Source organism: Streptomyces sp. NPDC096193 (assembly GCF_040302905.1).
In the GTDB taxonomy this organism is placed as follows: Bacteria; Actinomycetota; Actinomycetes; order Streptomycetales; family Streptomycetaceae; genus Streptomyces.
The window spans coordinates 104,756-121,971 of record NZ_JBEOSJ010000011.1 but is presented as its reverse complement, the minus strand read 5'-3'; the positions used below and the strand labels follow the sequence as shown (position 1 = coordinate 121,971).

Annotated in this window: 15 protein-coding genes; 8 read left to right on the top strand and 7 right to left on the bottom strand. The window is 71.7% G+C overall.

The window, feature by feature from the left end:
* The first annotated feature begins 42 nt into the window (after positions 1-42).
* Positions 43-690, top strand: coding sequence for an HU family DNA-binding protein (locus ABTX78_RS18245; RefSeq protein ID WP_352207790.1), 648 nt, complete (start codon positions 43-45; stop codon positions 688-690).
* A gap of 197 nt (positions 691-887) precedes the next feature.
* Here ABTX78_RS18245 and ABTX78_RS18240 read toward each other — a convergent pair whose 3' ends face one another.
* On the bottom strand, positions 888-1,091 hold the full coding sequence (locus tag ABTX78_RS18240) for a hypothetical protein (protein WP_352207789.1): 204 nt from the start codon (positions 1,089-1,091) through the stop codon (positions 888-890).
* 32 nt (positions 1,092-1,123) lie between these two features.
* On the bottom strand, positions 1,124-1,810 hold the full coding sequence (gene cofC / locus ABTX78_RS18235; protein ID WP_352207788.1) for a 2-phospho-L-lactate guanylyltransferase: 687 nt from the start codon (positions 1,808-1,810) through the stop codon (positions 1,124-1,126).
* Between the two features lie 148 nt (positions 1,811-1,958).
* Between cofC and ABTX78_RS18230 the strand changes: the two genes are divergently transcribed.
* From ABTX78_RS18230 to ABTX78_RS18220, 3 genes are all read left to right on the top strand, one after another.
* Positions 1,959-2,711 carry a lysophospholipid acyltransferase family protein gene (locus tag ABTX78_RS18230; RefSeq protein ID WP_352207787.1) on the top strand — a complete coding sequence of 251 codons (753 nt, stop codon included), beginning with the start codon at positions 1,959-1,961 and terminating at the stop codon, positions 2,709-2,711.
* A complete protein-coding gene (locus ABTX78_RS18225) occupies positions 2,708-3,718 on the top strand; it encodes an NAD(P)H-dependent glycerol-3-phosphate dehydrogenase (protein ID WP_352207786.1) in 1,011 nt (336 codons plus the stop codon). Before ABTX78_RS18230 ends, ABTX78_RS18225 begins: the two co-directional genes overlap by 4 nt.
* A gap of 61 nt (positions 3,719-3,779) precedes the next feature.
* Positions 3,780-4,937: a D-alanine--D-alanine ligase family protein gene (locus tag ABTX78_RS18220; protein ID WP_352207785.1), complete on the top strand. Its 1,158-nt coding sequence runs from the start codon at positions 3,780-3,782 to the stop codon at positions 4,935-4,937.
* A gap of 24 nt (positions 4,938-4,961) precedes the next feature.
* Here ABTX78_RS18220 and ABTX78_RS18215 read toward each other — a convergent pair whose 3' ends face one another.
* On the bottom strand, positions 4,962-5,441 hold the full coding sequence (locus ABTX78_RS18215; protein ID WP_352207784.1) for a DUF3515 domain-containing protein: 480 nt from the start codon (positions 5,439-5,441) through the stop codon (positions 4,962-4,964).
* 20 nt (positions 5,442-5,461) lie between these two features.
* Positions 5,462-5,695, bottom strand: coding sequence for an Lrp/AsnC family transcriptional regulator (locus ABTX78_RS18210; protein ID WP_352207783.1), 234 nt, complete (start codon positions 5,693-5,695; stop codon positions 5,462-5,464).
* A 254-nt stretch (positions 5,696-5,949) separates the two neighbouring features.
* On the opposite strand from ABTX78_RS18210, the gene ABTX78_RS18205 reads away from it, so the two are divergent.
* Together ABTX78_RS18205 and thiD are read left to right on the top strand one after the other, a co-directional pair.
* Positions 5,950-6,912, top strand: a complete 963-nt coding sequence (locus tag ABTX78_RS18205) for a thiamine-phosphate kinase (RefSeq protein ID WP_352207782.1) — start codon at positions 5,950-5,952, stop codon at positions 6,910-6,912.
* Positions 6,909-7,694, top strand: a complete 786-nt coding sequence (gene thiD / locus ABTX78_RS18200; protein ID WP_352207781.1) for a bifunctional hydroxymethylpyrimidine kinase/phosphomethylpyrimidine kinase — start codon at positions 6,909-6,911, stop codon at positions 7,692-7,694. Before ABTX78_RS18205 ends, thiD begins: the two co-directional genes overlap by 4 nt.
* Before the next feature lie 181 nt (positions 7,695-7,875).
* Here thiD and rpmB read toward each other — a convergent pair whose 3' ends face one another.
* Positions 7,876-8,061 carry a 50S ribosomal protein L28 gene (gene rpmB / locus ABTX78_RS18195; protein ID WP_003957616.1) on the bottom strand — a complete coding sequence of 62 codons (186 nt, stop codon included), beginning with the start codon at positions 8,059-8,061 and terminating at the stop codon, positions 7,876-7,878.
* Positions 8,062-8,298: 237 nt separating this feature from the next.
* Between rpmB and ABTX78_RS18190 the strand changes: the two genes are divergently transcribed.
* Entirely contained in the window at positions 8,299-9,897 is a 1,599-nt protein-coding gene (locus ABTX78_RS18190) for a DAK2 domain-containing protein (protein WP_352207780.1), read from the top strand.
* A gap of 158 nt (positions 9,898-10,055) precedes the next feature.
* On the opposite strand, the gene ABTX78_RS18185 is transcribed toward ABTX78_RS18190, so the two are convergent.
* Positions 10,056-12,962, bottom strand: a complete 2,907-nt coding sequence (locus ABTX78_RS18185; RefSeq protein ID WP_352207779.1) for a tetratricopeptide repeat protein — start codon at positions 12,960-12,962, stop codon at positions 10,056-10,058.
* On the bottom strand, positions 12,959-14,791 hold the full coding sequence (locus ABTX78_RS18180) for an HSP90 family protein (RefSeq protein ID WP_352207778.1): 1,833 nt from the start codon (positions 14,789-14,791) through the stop codon (positions 12,959-12,961). Before ABTX78_RS18180 ends, ABTX78_RS18185 begins: the two co-directional genes overlap by 4 nt.
* A gap of 181 nt (positions 14,792-14,972) precedes the next feature.
* Between ABTX78_RS18180 and recG the strand changes: the two genes are divergently transcribed.
* Positions 14,973-17,165 carry an ATP-dependent DNA helicase RecG gene (recG, locus tag ABTX78_RS18175; RefSeq protein WP_352207777.1) on the top strand — a complete coding sequence of 731 codons (2,193 nt, stop codon included), beginning with the start codon at positions 14,973-14,975 and terminating at the stop codon, positions 17,163-17,165.
* The last annotated feature ends 51 nt before the right edge of the window (positions 17,166-17,216 follow it).

The following is a 17,216-nucleotide window of genomic DNA, read 5'->3' as shown; positions in this document are numbered from 1 at the left end:
CCTGGACGCATTCGTTCCGGCAATGTCTCCGAAGGGGAAGACGTGAACAAGGCGCAGCTCGTAGAAACGATTGCCGACAAGGTCGGTGGCCGTCAGCAGGCCGCCGAGGCTGTCGACGCGGTACTTGACGCGATCGTCCGCGCAGTTGTCGGCGGCGACCGTGTCTCGGTCACCGGTTTCGGCTCGTTCGAGAAGGTCGACCGCCCCGCCCGTTACGCCCGTAACCCGCAGACGGGGGAGCGCGTCCGGGTCAAGAAGACCTCTGTTCCGCGCTTCCGTGCCGGTCAGGGATTCAAGGACCTGGTCAGCGGCTCGAAGAAGCTCCCGCGAGGTGGCGAGGTCTCGGTCAAGAAGGCGCCCAAGGGCAGCCTCTCGGGCGGTCCTTCCACCCGCACGACCACCAAGGCCGCGGCCAAGAAGGCCACCGCCAAGAAGGCCACGGCGACGAAGGCCACGGCGAAGAAGACCGCCGCGAAGAAGACCACGGCCAAGAAGACCGCGGCCAAGAAGACGACGGGCGCCAAGAAGACCGCGACCGCCAAGAAGGCCACGGCCAAGAAGACGACCACCAAGAAGGCGGCCGCCAAGAAGACCGCGCCGGCCAAGAAGGCCACCGCGAAGAAGGCGCCGGCCAGGAAGGCGACGGCGCGCAAGACCGCCGCCAACAAGGCCACTGCCAGGAAGAGGTAAGCGGCACAAGGTCGCAGGGCCACTCACGCGCCGGGCCGGGCTCCTCCTCAGGAGCCCGGCCCGCGGCGTGTTCCGGCCCGGATTCCTCCCGGCGCGCTGCTGAATCCTGCGCCTTGGCGAAGGGCTTCCCCGCGCGCCGTCGAACCGGTTCGGTCCGGCTCGACCCGGTTCGGCCCGGCTCGGCCTGACTCGTATTGTCAGAGGGTCTGCAGCGTCACCAGCGTGATCCTGCGGGCATCGCCCTCGCCCTCGGTCTCGATACGCACCCGCTGGCCCGGCCTCAGCAGCCGCAGACCGCCGGCGTCGAAGGCCGCGGCGTCGAAGTCGACCGGCGTGCCGTCGTCGAGGAGCACGCTCCCGCTGCGGGTCAATGCGTCGTAGGTGTACGAGGTCGCCTGCATGCGGCCAGCCTAGTCCCGCTGCGGGACAGCTCTCAGGTCGTGTCCGCGACGCGGTCGGCCATCGCCAGACGCTCGGTCGTGCGAGGCCCGACCCCCAGGGCCAGTGCCGCTGCCAGATCCTCGGCGGTGTCCACGTCCTGACGTACGGAATCGACACCGTCGAGCGGGATTTCCACGGCCCCCGACGCCAAATGCCGACGCCGAGAGCGACCGCCGAAACCGGGCCGCAATTCGGTGCCCGCGGCCGCCGAGAGCAATGTGGTGCCGACCCCGGCCCTATCCGTCAGAAATGCCCGGGGAAATCCCGATGCGTACGCGAGTACTCGTGCCAATTCGTGAGGGCGCAGCGCGGGCAGATCGGCGTTGAGCACGGCCACCGCGGCGCCCGGAGACAGGCGGCGGACCTCCTCCGCGCCGTGCGTCAGCGCCGCGTTGAGACCTGCCGCGGGGGCGTCCGGCACGATCCGCGCGCCCAGTGCGGCCAGGCGGAACGCGGCCGCCGGATCGTCCGTGACAACGGCCACATTCCGTACCGACGGGCAGGCCAGGGCCGCTGCGACGGTGTCCTCCGCGAAGGCGAGCGCCAGATGAGGGCGCAGGTTGTCGTCGGCCGCGGCCGCGAGCCTGCTCTTTGCCTCTGCGAGCGGTTTCAGCGGGACGACCAGGGACCAGTGGCCCGCCGGGTCGCAGTTGGTGGCACGCTCATCGTCCATGTGCATCGCACCCCATTGTGTCCCGGCCCCGGGAAGGGGCGGACGAGCGGCCCGGTGACCGGGGCGTACGGTGTTCTCGACAGACCAGGGGCCTGGGGCGACACTTGACCCCCAGCAGCCGGGCAGTGGCCCGGCAGTAGAGGAAGGTGCTCGCGTGTCCCGCCGTAGAATCGGCTTCTGGTACCGCCTGGCGGCGGTCATCGCTAAACCGCCGCTGCTGGTTCTGTTCAAGCGGGACTGGCAGGGAATGGAACACATTCCGGCCGCGGGCGGATTCATCACCGCTGTGAATCACAACTCGTATCTGGACATGTTTTCCTATGGCCACTTCCAGTACAACAGCGGACGTGTGCCACGATTCCTCGCCAAGGCGGCGCTCTTCAAGGCGCCCGGTGTGGGGATCCTTCTGAAGGGCACCGGGCAGATTCCCGTCTACCGCGAGTCCTCCAACGCCTTCGGTGCCTTCCGGGCCGCCGTCGAGGCCGTCGAGGCAGGTGAATGCGTCGCCTTCTACCCGGAGGGCACCCTCACCCGGGACCCCGGCCAGTGGCCGATGACCGCGAAGACCGGAGTCGCGCGGGCGGCCATGATCACGCGGGCACCCGTCATCCCGGTCGCCCAGTGGGGCGCCAACTTGGCGATGCCGCCGTACGCCAAGGAGAACAGGCTCCGCCTGTTCCCGCGCAAGACGCTGCAGGTGAAGGCCGGTCCGCCGGTCGACCTCGACCGGTTCTACCACCAGGAGCCGACGCCCGAGGTACTGAAGGAGGCGACCGAGGCCATCATGGCCGCGATCACCGAACTGCTGGCGGAACTGCGCGGCGAGCAGGCCCCCGGCAAACCGTTCGATCTGCGCGAGATGCTCGCGGAGCAGCGCCGCAAGGTCGCCGAGGAGGGCACCAAGTGACACACCCCGCCAAGGCGGCCGTCTTCGGAACGGGCTCGTGGGGCACGGCCTTCGGCATGGTGCTCGCGGACGCGGGCTGCGAGGTGACCCTCTGGGGCCGCCGCGCCGAACTCGTCGACGCCGTCAACACCACCCGGACCAACCCCGACTATCTGCCGGGCATCGAACTTCCCCCGACGCTGCGGGCCACCACCGACCCCGCCGAGGCACTGCACGGCGCGGACTTCACCGTGCTCGCCGTTCCGTCCCAGACGCTGCGGGCCAACCTGGCGGCGTGGGCGCCGAAGCTGCCCTCGGACACCGTGCTCGTCTCCTTGATGAAGGGCATCGAACTCGGCAGCGCCAAGCGGATGAGCGAGGTCATCGAGGAGGTCGCCGGGGTCCCCTCCGACCGCGTGGCCGTGATCACCGGGCCCAACCTCGCCAAGGAGATCGCCCAGCGCCGGCCCGCCGCTGCCGTCGTCGCCTGCCGGGACGAAGCCGTCGCCCAGCGCCTCCAGGCCGCCGCCCACACCCCCTACTTCCGCCCCTACACCAACACCGACGTCGTCGGCTGCGAACTCGGCGGTGCCGTCAAGAACGTCATCGGCCTCGCCGTCGGCATCGCGGACGGCATGGGCCTCGGCGACAACGCCAAGGGCTCCCTCATCACCCGCGGACTCGCCGAGACCACCCGCCTCGGACTCGCCATGGGCGCGGACGCGCTCACCTTCTCCGGCCTCGCCGGGCTCGGCGACCTGGTGGCCACCTGCTCCTCGCCGCTCTCGCGCAACCACACCTTCGGCACCAACCTCGGCAAGGGCATGACGCTTCAGGAGACCATCGCGGTCACCCGGCAGACCGCCGAGGGCGTCAAGTCCTGTAAGTCGGTGCTGGATCTGGCCCGCAGGCACGGGGTCGACATGCCGATCACCGAGACCGTCGTCGGCATCGTCCACGAGGGCAAGCCGCCGGTGGTGGCCCTCAAGGAGCTGATGTCGCGCAGCGCGAAGCCCGAGCGCCACTGACCCGGCACGCGCTGTGCCTGCACTCCACCGCGCCGGGTGCGCACGGTAGTCTCAACGCGATATGAGCACCGAGAACCTCCCCCAGAGCCCGGAGCAGCCGCTCCGCAAGCCGCGTGTGGCTGTCGTCTTCGGCGGCCGCAGCTCCGAACACGGGATCTCCGTGGTCACCGCCGGAGCCGTGCTGAGGTCCATCGACCGGACGAAGTACGACGTACTGCCCATCGGCATCACCGCCGACGGACGGTGGGCGCTCACCGCCGACGAGCCCGACCGCATGGCGATCAACGATCGTCGCACGCCGAGCGTGGAGCAGCTGGCCGAGTCCACCGAGGGCGGCGTCGTGCTCTCCGTCGACCCGGCGAACCGCGAGGTCGTCTACAGCGAACCCGGCGCCGTTCCCAAGGCGCTCGGCGAGGTCGACGTCGTCTTCCCGGTGCTGCACGGCCCGTACGGCGAGGACGGCACCCTCCAGGGACTGCTCGAACTCGCCGGCATCCCCTATGTCGGCGCCGGTGTCCTCGCCTCCGCGGTGGGCCAGGACAAGGAGTACATGAAGCGGGTCTTCGTCTCCTTCGGACTGCCGGTCGGTCCGTACGAGGTGATCCGCCCCCGCGAGTGGAAGCTCGATCCCGCCGCGGCCCGCAAGAAGATCATCGACTTCGCCGGTGAGCACGGCTGGCCGCTGTTCATCAAGCCCGCGCGCGCCGGTTCGTCGATCGGCATCACCAAGGTCGACGGCCTCGCGGGCCTCGACGAGGCGATCGCCGAGGCGCAGCGCCACGACCCCAAGATCCTGGTGGAGGCGCTGTTGCGCGGCCGCGAGATCGAATGCGGGGTGCTGGAGTTCGCCGACGGTCCGCGGGCCAGCGCTCCGGCCGAGATCCCGCCGGTCAGCAGCCACGACTTCTACGACTTCGAGGCCAAGTACATCGACTCGGCGTCCGGGATCGTGCCCGCCCCGCTCACCGACGAGCAGACCGCCGAGGTGCGCCGGCTCGCCGTCGAGGCCTTCGACGCCGCCTCCTGCGAGGGCCTGGTGCGCGCGGACTTCTTCCTCACCGAGGACGGGGAGTTCGTCATCAACGAGATCAACACGATGCCGGGCTTCACGCCGATCTCCATGTACCCGCGGATGTGGCAGGAGAGCGGGGTCAGCTACCCCGAGCTCGTCGACCTGCTGATCCAGGCGGCACTGCGCCGGTCCACCGGACTGCGCTAGGCAACGCTTCCTCGGGGACAGTCCTCAGGGAATTTCGAGTGTGGCCGGCACCGTCCTCTTGACCGGGCCGGCCAGCTCGGCGAGCGGGGTGACGTCGTGCGCGAACCGCTCGTCCATCGTGACCTCCACATACGTCTTGCGGTACGTGGTGGTGAACCGCGGACCGCCGGCCCGCTGCTCCAGCAGCCAGTTGACCCCGTTCGCGTCGACGGCCTGCGACTGGGCGTCGCTCATTTTCTCCGGCCGGGGGACGCCGCAGCGCAGTACGATCGCGGCGTCGCCCCAGCCTGCGGTCAGTTCGGAGTCCGGTTCGGTGCCGGTACGGCGCTGCCCGGCGACGGTCTCCGGCAGCTCCTTGTGCAGCGCACCGCACAGGGCCGCTTCCTCGGGCGGAGGGCTGGGAACCGCCACCGGCGCCGCCGCGTCCGTGGTGGAGCAGCTCACGGCGGCAAGGAACGCCGCCGCGGCGGCGAACAGACGAAGGGACCGGTGGGCAGACGTCACCGGCCAAGCGTAGACGGGGGCTACAGGTGCACGACCGGGCAGGTCAGGGTTCGGGTGATGCCGTCCACTTGCTGGACCTTGGCGACCACCATGCGACCGAGACCGTCGACCGTGTCGGCCTGCGCGCGCACGATCACGTCATAGGGACCTGTGACGTCCTCGGCCTGAATCACTCCGGGAATCTTCCCGATGGTCTCGGCGACGGTCGACGCCTTGCCGACCTCGGTCTGAATGAGGATGTACGCCTGTACCACGGAACCTCCAGAACGGCCCGGGGATCGTTTCCCCTACCTTCGGTGGGGAGATGCCGGGGGAGAGAAGGGACGCCACGGTATCGCGTCGTGATGGGGCACGGGGAGACCCGCGCGCCGGGTGGCAGCCGCAGCGTGGCGCAGGAAAAGCAGAAGGTGACGTATCTCTTGACGGTACCCACCGCCAAGACCGCTCGCGACCGCAAGGAAGCGGCTCTGCCGGACGTTCCGGCAGCACGACGGAGAGGTGAGACTCGGTGAAGGGCACTGTGGGCGAGTTGGGGGAGTTCGGGCTCATCAGAGAGCTCACCTCCCGGCTCACCTCCACCCCAGCGGTCCGCATCGGACCGGGAGACGACGCGGCGGTCGTGGCCGCGCCCGACCGCCGTGTCGTGGCGAGCACGGACATCCTGCTGGAGGGGCGGCACTTCCGCCGTGACTGGTCGACGGCGTACGACGTGGGCCGCAAGGCCGCCGCACAGAATCTGGCCGACATCGCGGCCATGGGCGCGGTCCCCACCGCGCTGCTGCTCGGGCTGGTCGTCCCCGCCGAACTCCCTGTCACCTGGGCCACCGAGCTGATGGACGGCATCCGTGACGAGTGCCAGGTCGCGGGAGCCTCGGTCGTCGGCGGCGATGTCGTCCGCGGCGACGTGATCACTCTCGCCATCACGGCGCTCGGCGATCTGCGCAACCACGAGCCGGTGACCCGGGGCGGGGCCCGGCCCGGCGATGTCGTCGCGTACACCGGCTGGTTGGGCTGGTCGGCCGCCGGGCACGCGGTCCTCTCGCGCGGGTTCCGCTCCCCGCGCGCGTTCGTCGAGGCGCACCGGCGTCCCGAACCGCCGTACCATGCGGGTCCCGCCGCGGCCGGTCTCGGCGCCACCGCCATGTGCGACGTCAGCGACGGACTCGTCGCCGACCTCGGGCACATCGCGGAGGCGAGCAAGGTCCGGATCGACCTGCGTTCGGGCTCGATCGACATCCCGACCCAGATGAACGACATCGGCCAGGCCGTCGGCGTCGACCCGTTGCAGTGGGTCCTCACCGGCGGCGAGGACCACGCCATCGTCGCGACCTTCCCGTCCGACGTGAAGCTGCCCGCCCGCTGGAAGGTGATCGGCGAGGTGCTCAACCCGTCGGCGCTGCCCCAGGTGACCGTGGACGGTCTGCCCTGGCACAGCAAGAGCGGCTGGGACCACTTCGGGGAGGACTCGTGACGCCCGTCCGCGTCCTGACCGTCGCCGGCTCCGACTCGGGCGGCGGCGCGGGGATCCAGGCCGATCTGAAGACCATGATGGCCCTCGGCACCCACGGCATGAGCGTGATCACCGCGGTGACCGCGCAGAACTCGCTGGGTGTGCAGGGCGCGTGGGAGCTGCCCGTCGAAGCGATACGGGCCCAGTACCGCAGCGTCGTCGACGACATCGGCGTCCAGGCGGTGAAGACCGGCATGCTGGCGTCCGCGCCGCTGGTGGAGGCCGTGGCCGAGCTGTTGGCCGGGACGGACGCGCCCGTCGTCGTCGACCCGGTGGGGGTCTCCAAGCACGGGGACTCCCTGCTCGCGGCCTCCGCGCTGGATTCGGTCCGCACGACGTTGCTGCCGGTCGCGACCGTGGCCACGCCGAATCTTGACGAGGTGACCCAGCTCACGGGCCTGGAGGTGACGGACGAAGCGGGGATGAGCCGGGCCGCGGAGGCCGTGCTCCGCTTCGGCCCGCGCTGGGCGCTGATCAAGGGCGGGCATCTGTCCGGCGACGCGGTGGATCTGCTGACGGACGGGACCGAGGAGCACTGGCTGCGCGCGACCAGGCTCGACAACCGGCACACGCACGGGACGGGCTGCACGCTCGCCTCCGCCGTGGCCGCGGGGCTGGCGAAGGGACTCACCGTCCCGGAGGCGGTACGTGCCGCGAAGGAGTACGTCACCGGCGCGATCGCGGCGGGGTTCGCCCTGGGCGGCGGCATCGGGCCGGTGGATCACGCCTGGCGTCAGCGGTAGAAGGGGCGGCTGCCCGGTACGGCACGGCTGTGCGCCCGCACGGTCGTGCACGGTTCCTCAGCCGAAGCAGGGCGGCGGGGTCGGGCACGACGGCACGACGGCACGGCAAAAAGCCGGTCCACTGATGTGGACCGGCTTTTCAAGGCAACCGCAGGGGCTGCGCTACGACGAAACGTCGCGGTTAGCGCGAGACCTTGCCGGCCTTGATGCACGAGGTGCAGACGTTGAGCCGCTTCGGCGTCCGACCGACCACGGCACGCACACGCTGGATGTTCGGGTTCCAGCGACGAGACGTACGGCGGTGCGAGTGCGAAATGTTGTTGCCGAAGCCCGGCCCCTTGCCGCAGACGTCGCAGTTGGCAGCCACGGGTCACTCCAAAGACTTCAGATGCACTTACAGTGAATTCCGGCGGCCGGAAATCAGTGATCTGATTCGGTGGCTTTGCCGGGGGAATGGCCCGACTTTCATCGGGCAACCGGAGCAGCATACAACGACTGCGTCCGAGATACGAAACTACCACGGTTCGCCCCGCCCCCTCCCCGGCCCCCGCTCCCACCGGGGTCTACTCTGCGGTGCAACCCGCCGCTCAAGGAGGATCACCAGGTGCCGCAGACCCTCGACGCCGCCTCGGTACGCATCTGGTGCTCACGGGCGCTGGAGGCACTGGGCCGGGAGCGCGAGGAGATCGACGCGATCAACGTCTACCCCGTCGCGGACGGGGACACCGGCACCAATCTCTATCTGACTCTCGAATCGGCGGCCCAGGCGGTCGAGGCCGTCTTCGCCGCGCACGAGACGGGGTCCTCGGCCCCCGCGGCGGCCGACGCGGTCCGCTCCATGGCCCACGGAGCGCTGATCGGGGCCCGCGGGAACTCCGGCACCATCCTGGCGCAGCTGCTGCGGGGCATGGCGGAGCGGCTCTGCGACGGGGATCATCTGGCGGGCGCCCTGCGACGGGCTTCCGCGCTCGCCCGTGAGGCCGTCGCGCACCCTGTCGAAGGAACGATCCTGAGCGTGGCCGCCGCGGCGGCGGAAGCCGCGGAGAGCGCCCCCGACGATGCCGCGCGAGCGGCCTACGAGGGAGCCCGGGCCGCGCTGGACGCGACGCCGGGACAACTCGACGTGCTCAGCCGTGCGGGAGTCGTCGACGCGGGCGGGCGTGGGCTCCTCGCGGTGCTGGGCGCGCTGGTCGAGGCGGTGTCGGGCGAGGCCCCGGTGCCTCCGCCGCTGGCGCACGTACGGCCGGGTCCCGAGGGTCTCGGCGCCCCGGCGCGGCCCTGCGCCGACGACGGCGGGCCGGCGTTCGAGGTGATCTACCTGCTGGAGGCGGAGGACGACGCCGTGGCGCGGCTGCGGACCCGGCTGGACTCTCTCGGCGATTCCCTGGTCGTCGTCGGCGGCGACGGGCTGTGGAACGTCCACGTCCACGTCGACGACGCCGGTGCGGCCGTGGAGGCCGGTGTCGAGGCGGGGCGGCCCTACCGGATCCGCATCACACACTTCGACCTGGCCGCGGCCCCCGTACGGGAGCAGGTGCAGCGGGCGGTGGTCGTGGTCGTCTCCGGCGAAGGGCTCGCCGGTCTGTGCGCCGAGGCCGGCGCGACGACGGTGCTCGCACGGCCGGGGGAGCCGCCCGTCAGCGGCGAACTCGTCGACGCCATCCGCCGCGCGCACGCCCGCGAGGTCGTCCTCATGCCGAACTCCGCCGACCTGCGGCACACGGCGGCCGCGGCCGCCGAACAGGCCAGGACGGAGGGCGTCCGTGTCGCTCTTGTCCCCACGCGCGCGGCCGTCCAGGGAATCGCCGCCCTCGCGGTGCACGAGCCGGACCGGCGCTTCGACGAGGACGTGGTCGCGATGACGGCGGCCGCCGGGGCGACGCGGTACGCCGAAGTCACGGTGGCCGAGCGGCAGTCGTGGACGACGGCGGGCGTGTGCCAGGAGGGCGATGTGCTCGGTTTGATCGACGGAGACGTCGCGGTGATCGGTACGGACCTCATGACCACGGCGACGACCGTGCTGGACCGGATGCTGGCGGCCGGCGGCGAACTGGTGACTCTGGTACTGGGGGAGGGCGTCGCCGACGGCGACGAGGTGGCCGCGAAGCTGGAACGTCACGTCAGGGACACGCACTTGGCCGTGGACACCGTGCTCTACCGCGGCGGGCGGGGCTCGACACCGCTGCTGATCGGCGTGGAGTAGGCGGAGCCGGGCGGCCGGGCTGGGCCCGGGGGGCCTCCCCCGGCCCCGGCTCAGGGCAGGGCCCGCCTTCGAGCCGGGCCTCAGGCTCCTGAGGCCCGGCCCCGACGGCAGGGCCTCCCGCTCACCCCCTGCCCACGTACTCCAGCAGGGCCTCCCGCTCACCGCCTGCCCACGTACTCCAGCAGCGACCGCGCATCCGCCCCCACGCCCTCGGCACCGTGACGTGCCAGCACGCCCCGGGCCCGGGACTCCGCCGCGTCGGTCGCGCCCAGATCCGCCTCCAGCCGGCCCGCCAGAATTTCCGCCCGGGCCCGCTGCTCGGCGTACTGCTCGCCCGCTGCCGTGAACGCGGCGATCGCCTTCTCCGCGTATGCCACCGCCTCCGTGTACGCGGCCCGTGCCGAGCCGTCGGTGTCGTTCTCGCCCGGCCCGACCTCGGCGGCGGATGCGACCAGCTCGGCGGTCTGCCGGTGGGTGTCGGCCAGTTCGGCGCGGAAACCGTCGCGTGCCTCGCGGTCGACGGCACCCTCCAAGGCGCCCTCGCACGCCTGCGCCGCCGACGTCATCAGCTCGCGCGCCGCCGCGGGGCCTGCCTGCCCCTCACGGACGGCGATCCAGGCCCGTACCCGCACCGTCCGCACATACGCGTGGACGTCGCCCAGTTCCCGCCACAGCTCGCCGGCCCGTTGATAGGCCAGGTCCGCCTCGGAGTCGAGGTCGGCCCGGTACAACGCCTGCCCGGCCAGGTTCGCGAGCATCGCGTGGTCGCGCTGCTCCGGCCATCCGCGCGCGATGTCCGCCGCCCGCAGCCAGTGCTCGGCAGCCGCCTGCGGCTCGTTCAGCGCCACCAGACAGTCGCCCAGCCACCACAGCGTCTGCACGATCATGCCGTCGCCGTGATCGTCGGCGGTCAGATCCGGCAGTACCGCCTCCAGCACCGCGGCACTCTCGTCGACGCGGCCCAGCTGGAGCAGAAGGCCGCCGAGCCGGTGCCGGGCGTACGCGCCGTTGCCCTTGCTCTCGCCCGCCTCGTCCGCCCAGTGCGCGGCCTCCAGCGCGTGCTCGGCGGCGTCCGCGAGCTTGTCGTTGTCGGCGAGCGACTCGACGAGCTGGAGGTGCAGCCGGCACAGCCCGCCCGGCTCGGCGTAGGCCCGTGCGTGCTCCAAGGCGGCGCGGGAGGCCCGCTCGGCCGTCTCGGGGTCGCCGAGATGCCGGCTCACCCCCGCGAGCTGGGTCTCGGCCTCGACGGCGTACCAGGGCCGTTCCGCGGCGACGTACGCCTCGGCGGCCCGGGCGTACAGCCGGGCGGCCTCCCGCGCGTCACCCCCGAAGGCCGTGATGTTGCCGAGGTAGCCGAGTGCCTCCCCGACCGTGGTGCCGACGCCCGCGTCGTCCCCGTGCGGCTCGGCGAAGGCCAGCAGCTCCCGTACGGACTCCTCCAGCGCGCCGACCGCGGCCGCCGTGTCCTCGGCAAGGTGGATCCCGTCGTTGAGGATGCGACAGCGGCACAGCAGCACCCGGCTCACCTGATGGGCGCTCGCGCTGCCTTCAGCGTGGAGGGCGAGCACCCGGGCCCGGAGCCCGGCCAGTTCCGCCAGCGCCTCGTCGAAGCGACCGGGCTGCTCGTCCTGGCAGAGCGCGTAGGCGGCCCTCGCCCGAGCGGCCACCGCCCGGCCGAGGTCACCCGCGCTCTCGTAAAGATCCGCGGCGGCGCGGAAGTGTGCCGCGCTCTCGGCGGGCGGCACCGTACGGTCCAGGCCCCGGTGCTCCTCCAACTCGGCGCGGTCGCGCGCGCCGAGCTCGGTGCCCTCGCGCCCGCCCGCGGCGGCGACGGCCGCCCAGGCCTCCAGCGAATCGGGGCGCTGCGCCTCCGAGAGGCTGCGCGCCTCGGCCAGCAGAGAGTCGAGGGAGGCGACGGGCGGCGGGACCGGGGCCGGGCGCGGCACCGGGACGGGCCGGGAGGGCCGCAGCCCCAGCGGCAGCCGCTCCAGCAGCGGTTCCCGGTCCATCCGTTCCCGGATCGCGCGGCTCACCTCAAAGGTGCCGTTGCGCTCGTCGAACCGCGCCGCGAGAGCGAGGGCCTCCTTGCGGGCGTGCACGGCCAGTTCGCGCGCCGTCCAGTCGCGGCCGCCCGGTCCGGCGAGACTCTGCTCTCCGTGGCCGAGGGTGGTGAGCCGGTCGGTGAGCAGCGCCGTCACCGCGAGGTAGCCCATCAGGCTGCTCGGCTCCCCGGAGTCGGTGAAGTACGCCGGACGCTCGGCGAGGATCTCCAGACCGCGTGCCTCGTTGCCGGTCAGCGTCAGGAACTCGACGTGCTGGGCGACGGCGCTGCGCATGCTCTCCATCGAGCGCACCATCCGGTGGCCCCGCAGATGGTGCGCGCGGGCCTGGTCCGGCCGCCCGAGACGCAGCAGGGGCAGCAGCGAGGACGAGAGCACGGCGTGCGGCTCGTGCGCACAGCTGAACTCGCCTTCGTACACAGGCCGCCAGACCTCCAGCGCCGCCGCGTCGTCGCCGCGGTGCGCCAGGTACGACCCCTGAGCCCGCAGCTCGCAGGCCCGGCAGTCGCTCTTGTTGTCGCGGTCCGCCGCCTGCCAGGCCGCGTACGCACGCTCGGCGCGCTCCGTGTCGCCCACATGGCGCGCGATCCGCAGCTCGCCCTGGCGCACGGCACGCTCGGAATGCCCGGCGACCCGGTAGCGGTGCTCCATCTCGCCCTGCCACTTCTCGATGGAGGCGAGCGGGATGTGGGGCTGGTCGATCATGCCGCTGGAGACCCACTTGAACATCCAGAACAGACTGTGCGTCTGCTGTCCGTCGAAGTCCCCGGGCCGTTCGTCCCACATGCGCAGCAGCCGCGCGAAGGGGACGAACATCTTGTCCGCCTCGGAGCTGTAGTTGTAGACCTGCATCAGATGGTTGAGGCCGTCGATCAGCAGCTCGGTGTCGCCCGACTGCTCGATGCCGGCGAATATCCGCTCCGCGCGGGCGTTGCGCGCCGGTCCCTCCGGCTCCCCGTAGTTGTCGGCCAGAGCCTGCCGCAGGGATGTGACGTCGGTACTCATCGGCCGTTCTCCTGGTCGTGGGTGGCCCATTCGAGCAGGCCGACGAACGCGCGGTTGAGCAGCGCGGAGTCGGCCGGGCGCAGCGGCCGCTGGGCCATCAGCAGGGCCTGCCCGTACAGGGCCTCCGTCGCCGTTCCGGCGAGTTCCCTGTCGTCGAGCGAACTGATCCTGCGGATCAGGGGGTTGAGGTGGTTCAGCACCAGCCGGGCCCGCGGCGCGCTGCCGCGCAGCGACCCGAGGATGCCGGCCCACAGATCGTCGGCCTGCTCCTCCGCCTCGGCGCGGGAGCGTTCATGACGGGCCGCACGGTCGTCCAGATGCAGCGCGGGCACGGTCAGCGGATGGAAGGCGCGCAGCGCCACGTCGCAGCCCAGCGGGTCGAGCTTGGCGCGGGCCGCCGCGAGGAAGCCCGCCAGCGCCAGTTCGGCGTCCGGGTCCACGGTGTCGAGATGCGCGGTGACCGTGTCGGCGTCCAGCTCGGCGACGACCGTTCCGGGCCGCACCGAGGGGAGCCTCTCCACCAGTTCGGTGTCGTACGTGTAGCCGCCGTTGACGACGCCGATGCCCTGCGCGGACGCGATCGGCGCGACCTGGCGGTACTCCTCCACGGTCCGCGTGAAGTGCACCACCGGATGCCGCCGGGCGAACTCCGCCAGCGAGAGCGAGCCGTCGGTCGTCTCGAACGGCAGCCACGGCAGCATGGTGCGCAGCATCTCGCCGTCGTGCCTGGCCAGCGACTTCACACCCAGGTGGTGGACGGACAGGAACTGCGCCAGCCGCTCCGGATCACCGGCGGCCAGAGCGGTGAGCCACTCCCTGATCCGGGCGCCCAGCGCCTCCCGCACGGCCGCCAGCGTCTCGTCGGCGTACAGCGACTCACGGGACGCGGTGGGCCGCAGCGAGTCGGTGTCGATCACGCAGCGTACGAAGAAGGCCCAGTCCGGGAGGAGTTCGTCCGCCCGGTCGGTGAGCAGCATGCCCTTCAGATGCACCCGGTGACCGGAACGCTGGGCGGGGCTGACGGCCTGTGGCAGGACGTACGCGACCCCGCGGATCCCGGCGAGCGGGACGTTCAGGTCGAGCGAGTCGAGCGGGGTGAAGCCGAACAGCTCGTGGCAGTGGCGCGCCAGAGCCACCCGGCGGGCCGCCGGGCCCGGGTAGGCGCGGTCCCAGGGCGAGGGCAGATCGGTGACCGCGGTGTCCCCGACCCGTACGTCGTAGGGCAGCAGCGAGCCGAAGTCCCGGGCGAGCGCGAGCACCCGCTCCTCGGTCAGCCAGTCGCCGCTGCCCGGGCGGGCGGTGAGATGCACGGTCGTGCCCGGTTCGGGACGCGCGCTGTCCGGCAGCGTACGCACGGTGTACGAACCGTCGTCGCGGGCGGACCACTCCACGGGCGGCGCGTCCGGCGTCCGCGCGGAACGGCTCACCACACGGATCTCGGCCGCCACGACGAAGCAGGCGAGCAGCCCGATGCCGAACTGGCCGAGGAAGTCGGCGCGCGCGGAGGCGATTCTGTCGACACCGGCACGCTTGGAGCTGCGGCCGATCGTGGCGAGCAGACTGTGCACATCGCTCTCGGTCAGACCGATGCCGGAGTCCTCGACGCGCAGCCGCCCGTCCTCGGCGAAGAGGCGCACCCGTGTGGGCGCGTCCGGGTCCTCGGCCAGCCGGGCCGTGATCGCGTCCACGGCGTTCTGCAGCAGTTCGCGCAGATACACCTTGGGGCTCGAATAGAGGTGATGGGAGAGAAGATCCACCAGGCCGCGCAGATCCACCTGGAAGGTGTGCGGGGTGGTCTCGGACGTGGGTCGCGTGGTCTCAGAAGTCATCGTCGCTGCGCCGGTGGGGGGAGGAGCGGCGGCGCGGGTCGGGCGATCCCGTCGAAGGTGATCGCGGCGTGGGCAAGCAGCGGGGAAGGCGGGGGAGACCGCGCCATCCTAGGGTCCACGGCACCGGTGTGACCAGCGGTTATCCACAGGTGCGCGACGTCTGTCGGTGCCGTGGTGTGCAATGGATCGCGTGTCCGCGCTCGACGAACCCCTGAAGAAGACGCTCGGAGCCGCCACCGCGAAGGTGATGGCCGAGCAGCTCGACCTGCACACCACCGGCGATCTGCTGCACCACTATCCCCGGCGGTACGAGGAGCGCGGCCAGCTCACCCGGCTCGCCGAGCTGCCGCTGGACGAGGACGTCACCGTGGTCGCGCAGGTCGCCGACGCCCGGGTGCACACCTTCAACGCCGGCCGCGGCAAGCGGCTGGAGATCACCATCACGGACGGCAGCGGCCGGCTCCAGCTGGTCTTCTTCGGCCGGGGTGTGCACAAGCCGCATCAGGAACTGCTGCCCGGCAGCCGCGCGATGTTCGCCGGCAAGGTCTCCGTCTTCAACCGCAAGCTCCAGCTGGCCCACCCGACGTACGCCAAGCTCGCCGCCGACAGCGGGGACGACTCCGCCGACGTCGACTCCTGGGCGGGCGCGCTCATCCCCATCTACCCGGCCTGCAAGGGGCTGGAGTCGTGGAAGATCGCCAAGGCGGTCGACGCCGTGCTGCCGAGCGCCCAGGAAGCGGTCGACCCGCTGCCGCCCGCCCTGCGGGAGGGGCGCGGCTTCGTCCCGCTGCCCGAGGCGCTGCTGAAGGTCCACCGGCCGCACACCAAGGCCGACATCGAGGACGCCCGGCAGCGGCTCAAGTGGGACGAGGCGTTCGTGCTCCAGGTGGCGCTGGCCCGGCGCCGGTTCGCGGAGACCCAACTGCCCGCCGTGGCGCGCCGGCCCGTTCCGGGCGGGCTGCTCGACGCCTTCGACGCCAAGCTGCCCTTCACCCTCACCGACGGACAGATCAAGGTCACCGAGGAGATCTTCGGCGACCTGGCCACCGAGCATCCGATGCACCGGCTGCTCCAGGGCGAGGTCGGCTCCGGCAAGACGATGGTCGCGCTGCGCGCCATGCTCACCGTGGTGGACACCGGCGGTCAGGCGGCGATGCTCGCGCCCACCGAGGTCCTCGCCCAGCAGCACCACCGCTCCGTCGTCGAGATGATGGGCGAGCTCGCCGATGGCGGCATGCTCGGGAGCGCCGAGAAGGCCACCAAGGTCGTGCTGCTGACCGGTTCGATGGGCGCCGCGGCCCGCCGGCAGGCGCTGCTCGACCTGGTGACCGGCGAGGCCGGCATCGTCATCGGCACCCATGCGCTCATCGAGGACAAGGTGCAGTTCCACGACCTCGGACTCGTGGTGGTCGACGAGCAGCACCGCTTCGGTGTGGAGCAGCGCGACGCCCTGCGCTCCAAGGGGAAGCAGCCGCCGCATCTGCTGGTGATGACCGCGACCCCGATCCCGAGGACGGTCGCCATGACCGTCTTCGGTGACCTGGAGACCTCCGTACTGGACCAGTTGCCCGCCGGACGCTCGCCCATCGCCACCCATGTCGTCCCGGCCCAGGACAAGCCGCACTTCCTGGCGCGCGCCTGGGAGCGGGTCCGCGAAGAGGTCGGCAAGGGCCACCAGGCCTATGTGGTGTGCCCCCGCATCGGCGACGGCGAGGACGAGAAGACCAAGAAGAAGTCGGCCGAGGACGAGGCGGAGAAGAGGCCCCCGCTCGCCGTCCTGGAGATCGCCGAGCAGCTCTCCGGCGGAGCCCTCGCCGGACTGCGCGTCGAGGTCCTGCACGGCCGGATGGCGCCCGACGACAAGGACGACGTGATGCGCCGCTTCGCCGCGGGCGAGGTGGATGTCCTGGTCGCCACCACCGTCATCGAGGTCGGGGTCAACGTCCCGAACGCCACCGCCATGGTGATCATGGACGCGGACCGGTTCGGCGTCTCGCAGCTGCACCAGCTCCGCGGCCGGGTGGGCCGTGGCTCCGCTCCTGGACTCTGTCTGCTGGTGACCGAGATGCCCGAGGCGACTCCGGCCAGGGCCCGGCTCGGCGCGGTCGCCGCCACCCTCGACGGCTTCGAGCTGTCCCGTATCGACCTCGAACAGCGCCGCGAGGGCGACGTCCTCGGCCAGGCCCAGTCGGGTGTGCGCTCCTCGCTGCGGATGCTCACCGTCATCGAGGACGAGGAGGTCATCGCCGCCGCCCGCGAGGAGGCCGTCACCGTCGTCCGCGAGGACCCGGAGCTGGAGCGGCTCCCCGAGCTGCGCACGGCCCTGGACGCCCTGCTGGACAAGGAGCGTGAGCGGTATCTCGACAAGGGCTGAGACACTGGTCCCGCAGGATGTTGGCCAGGCCGGCCGGCAGGAGCTCCCGGC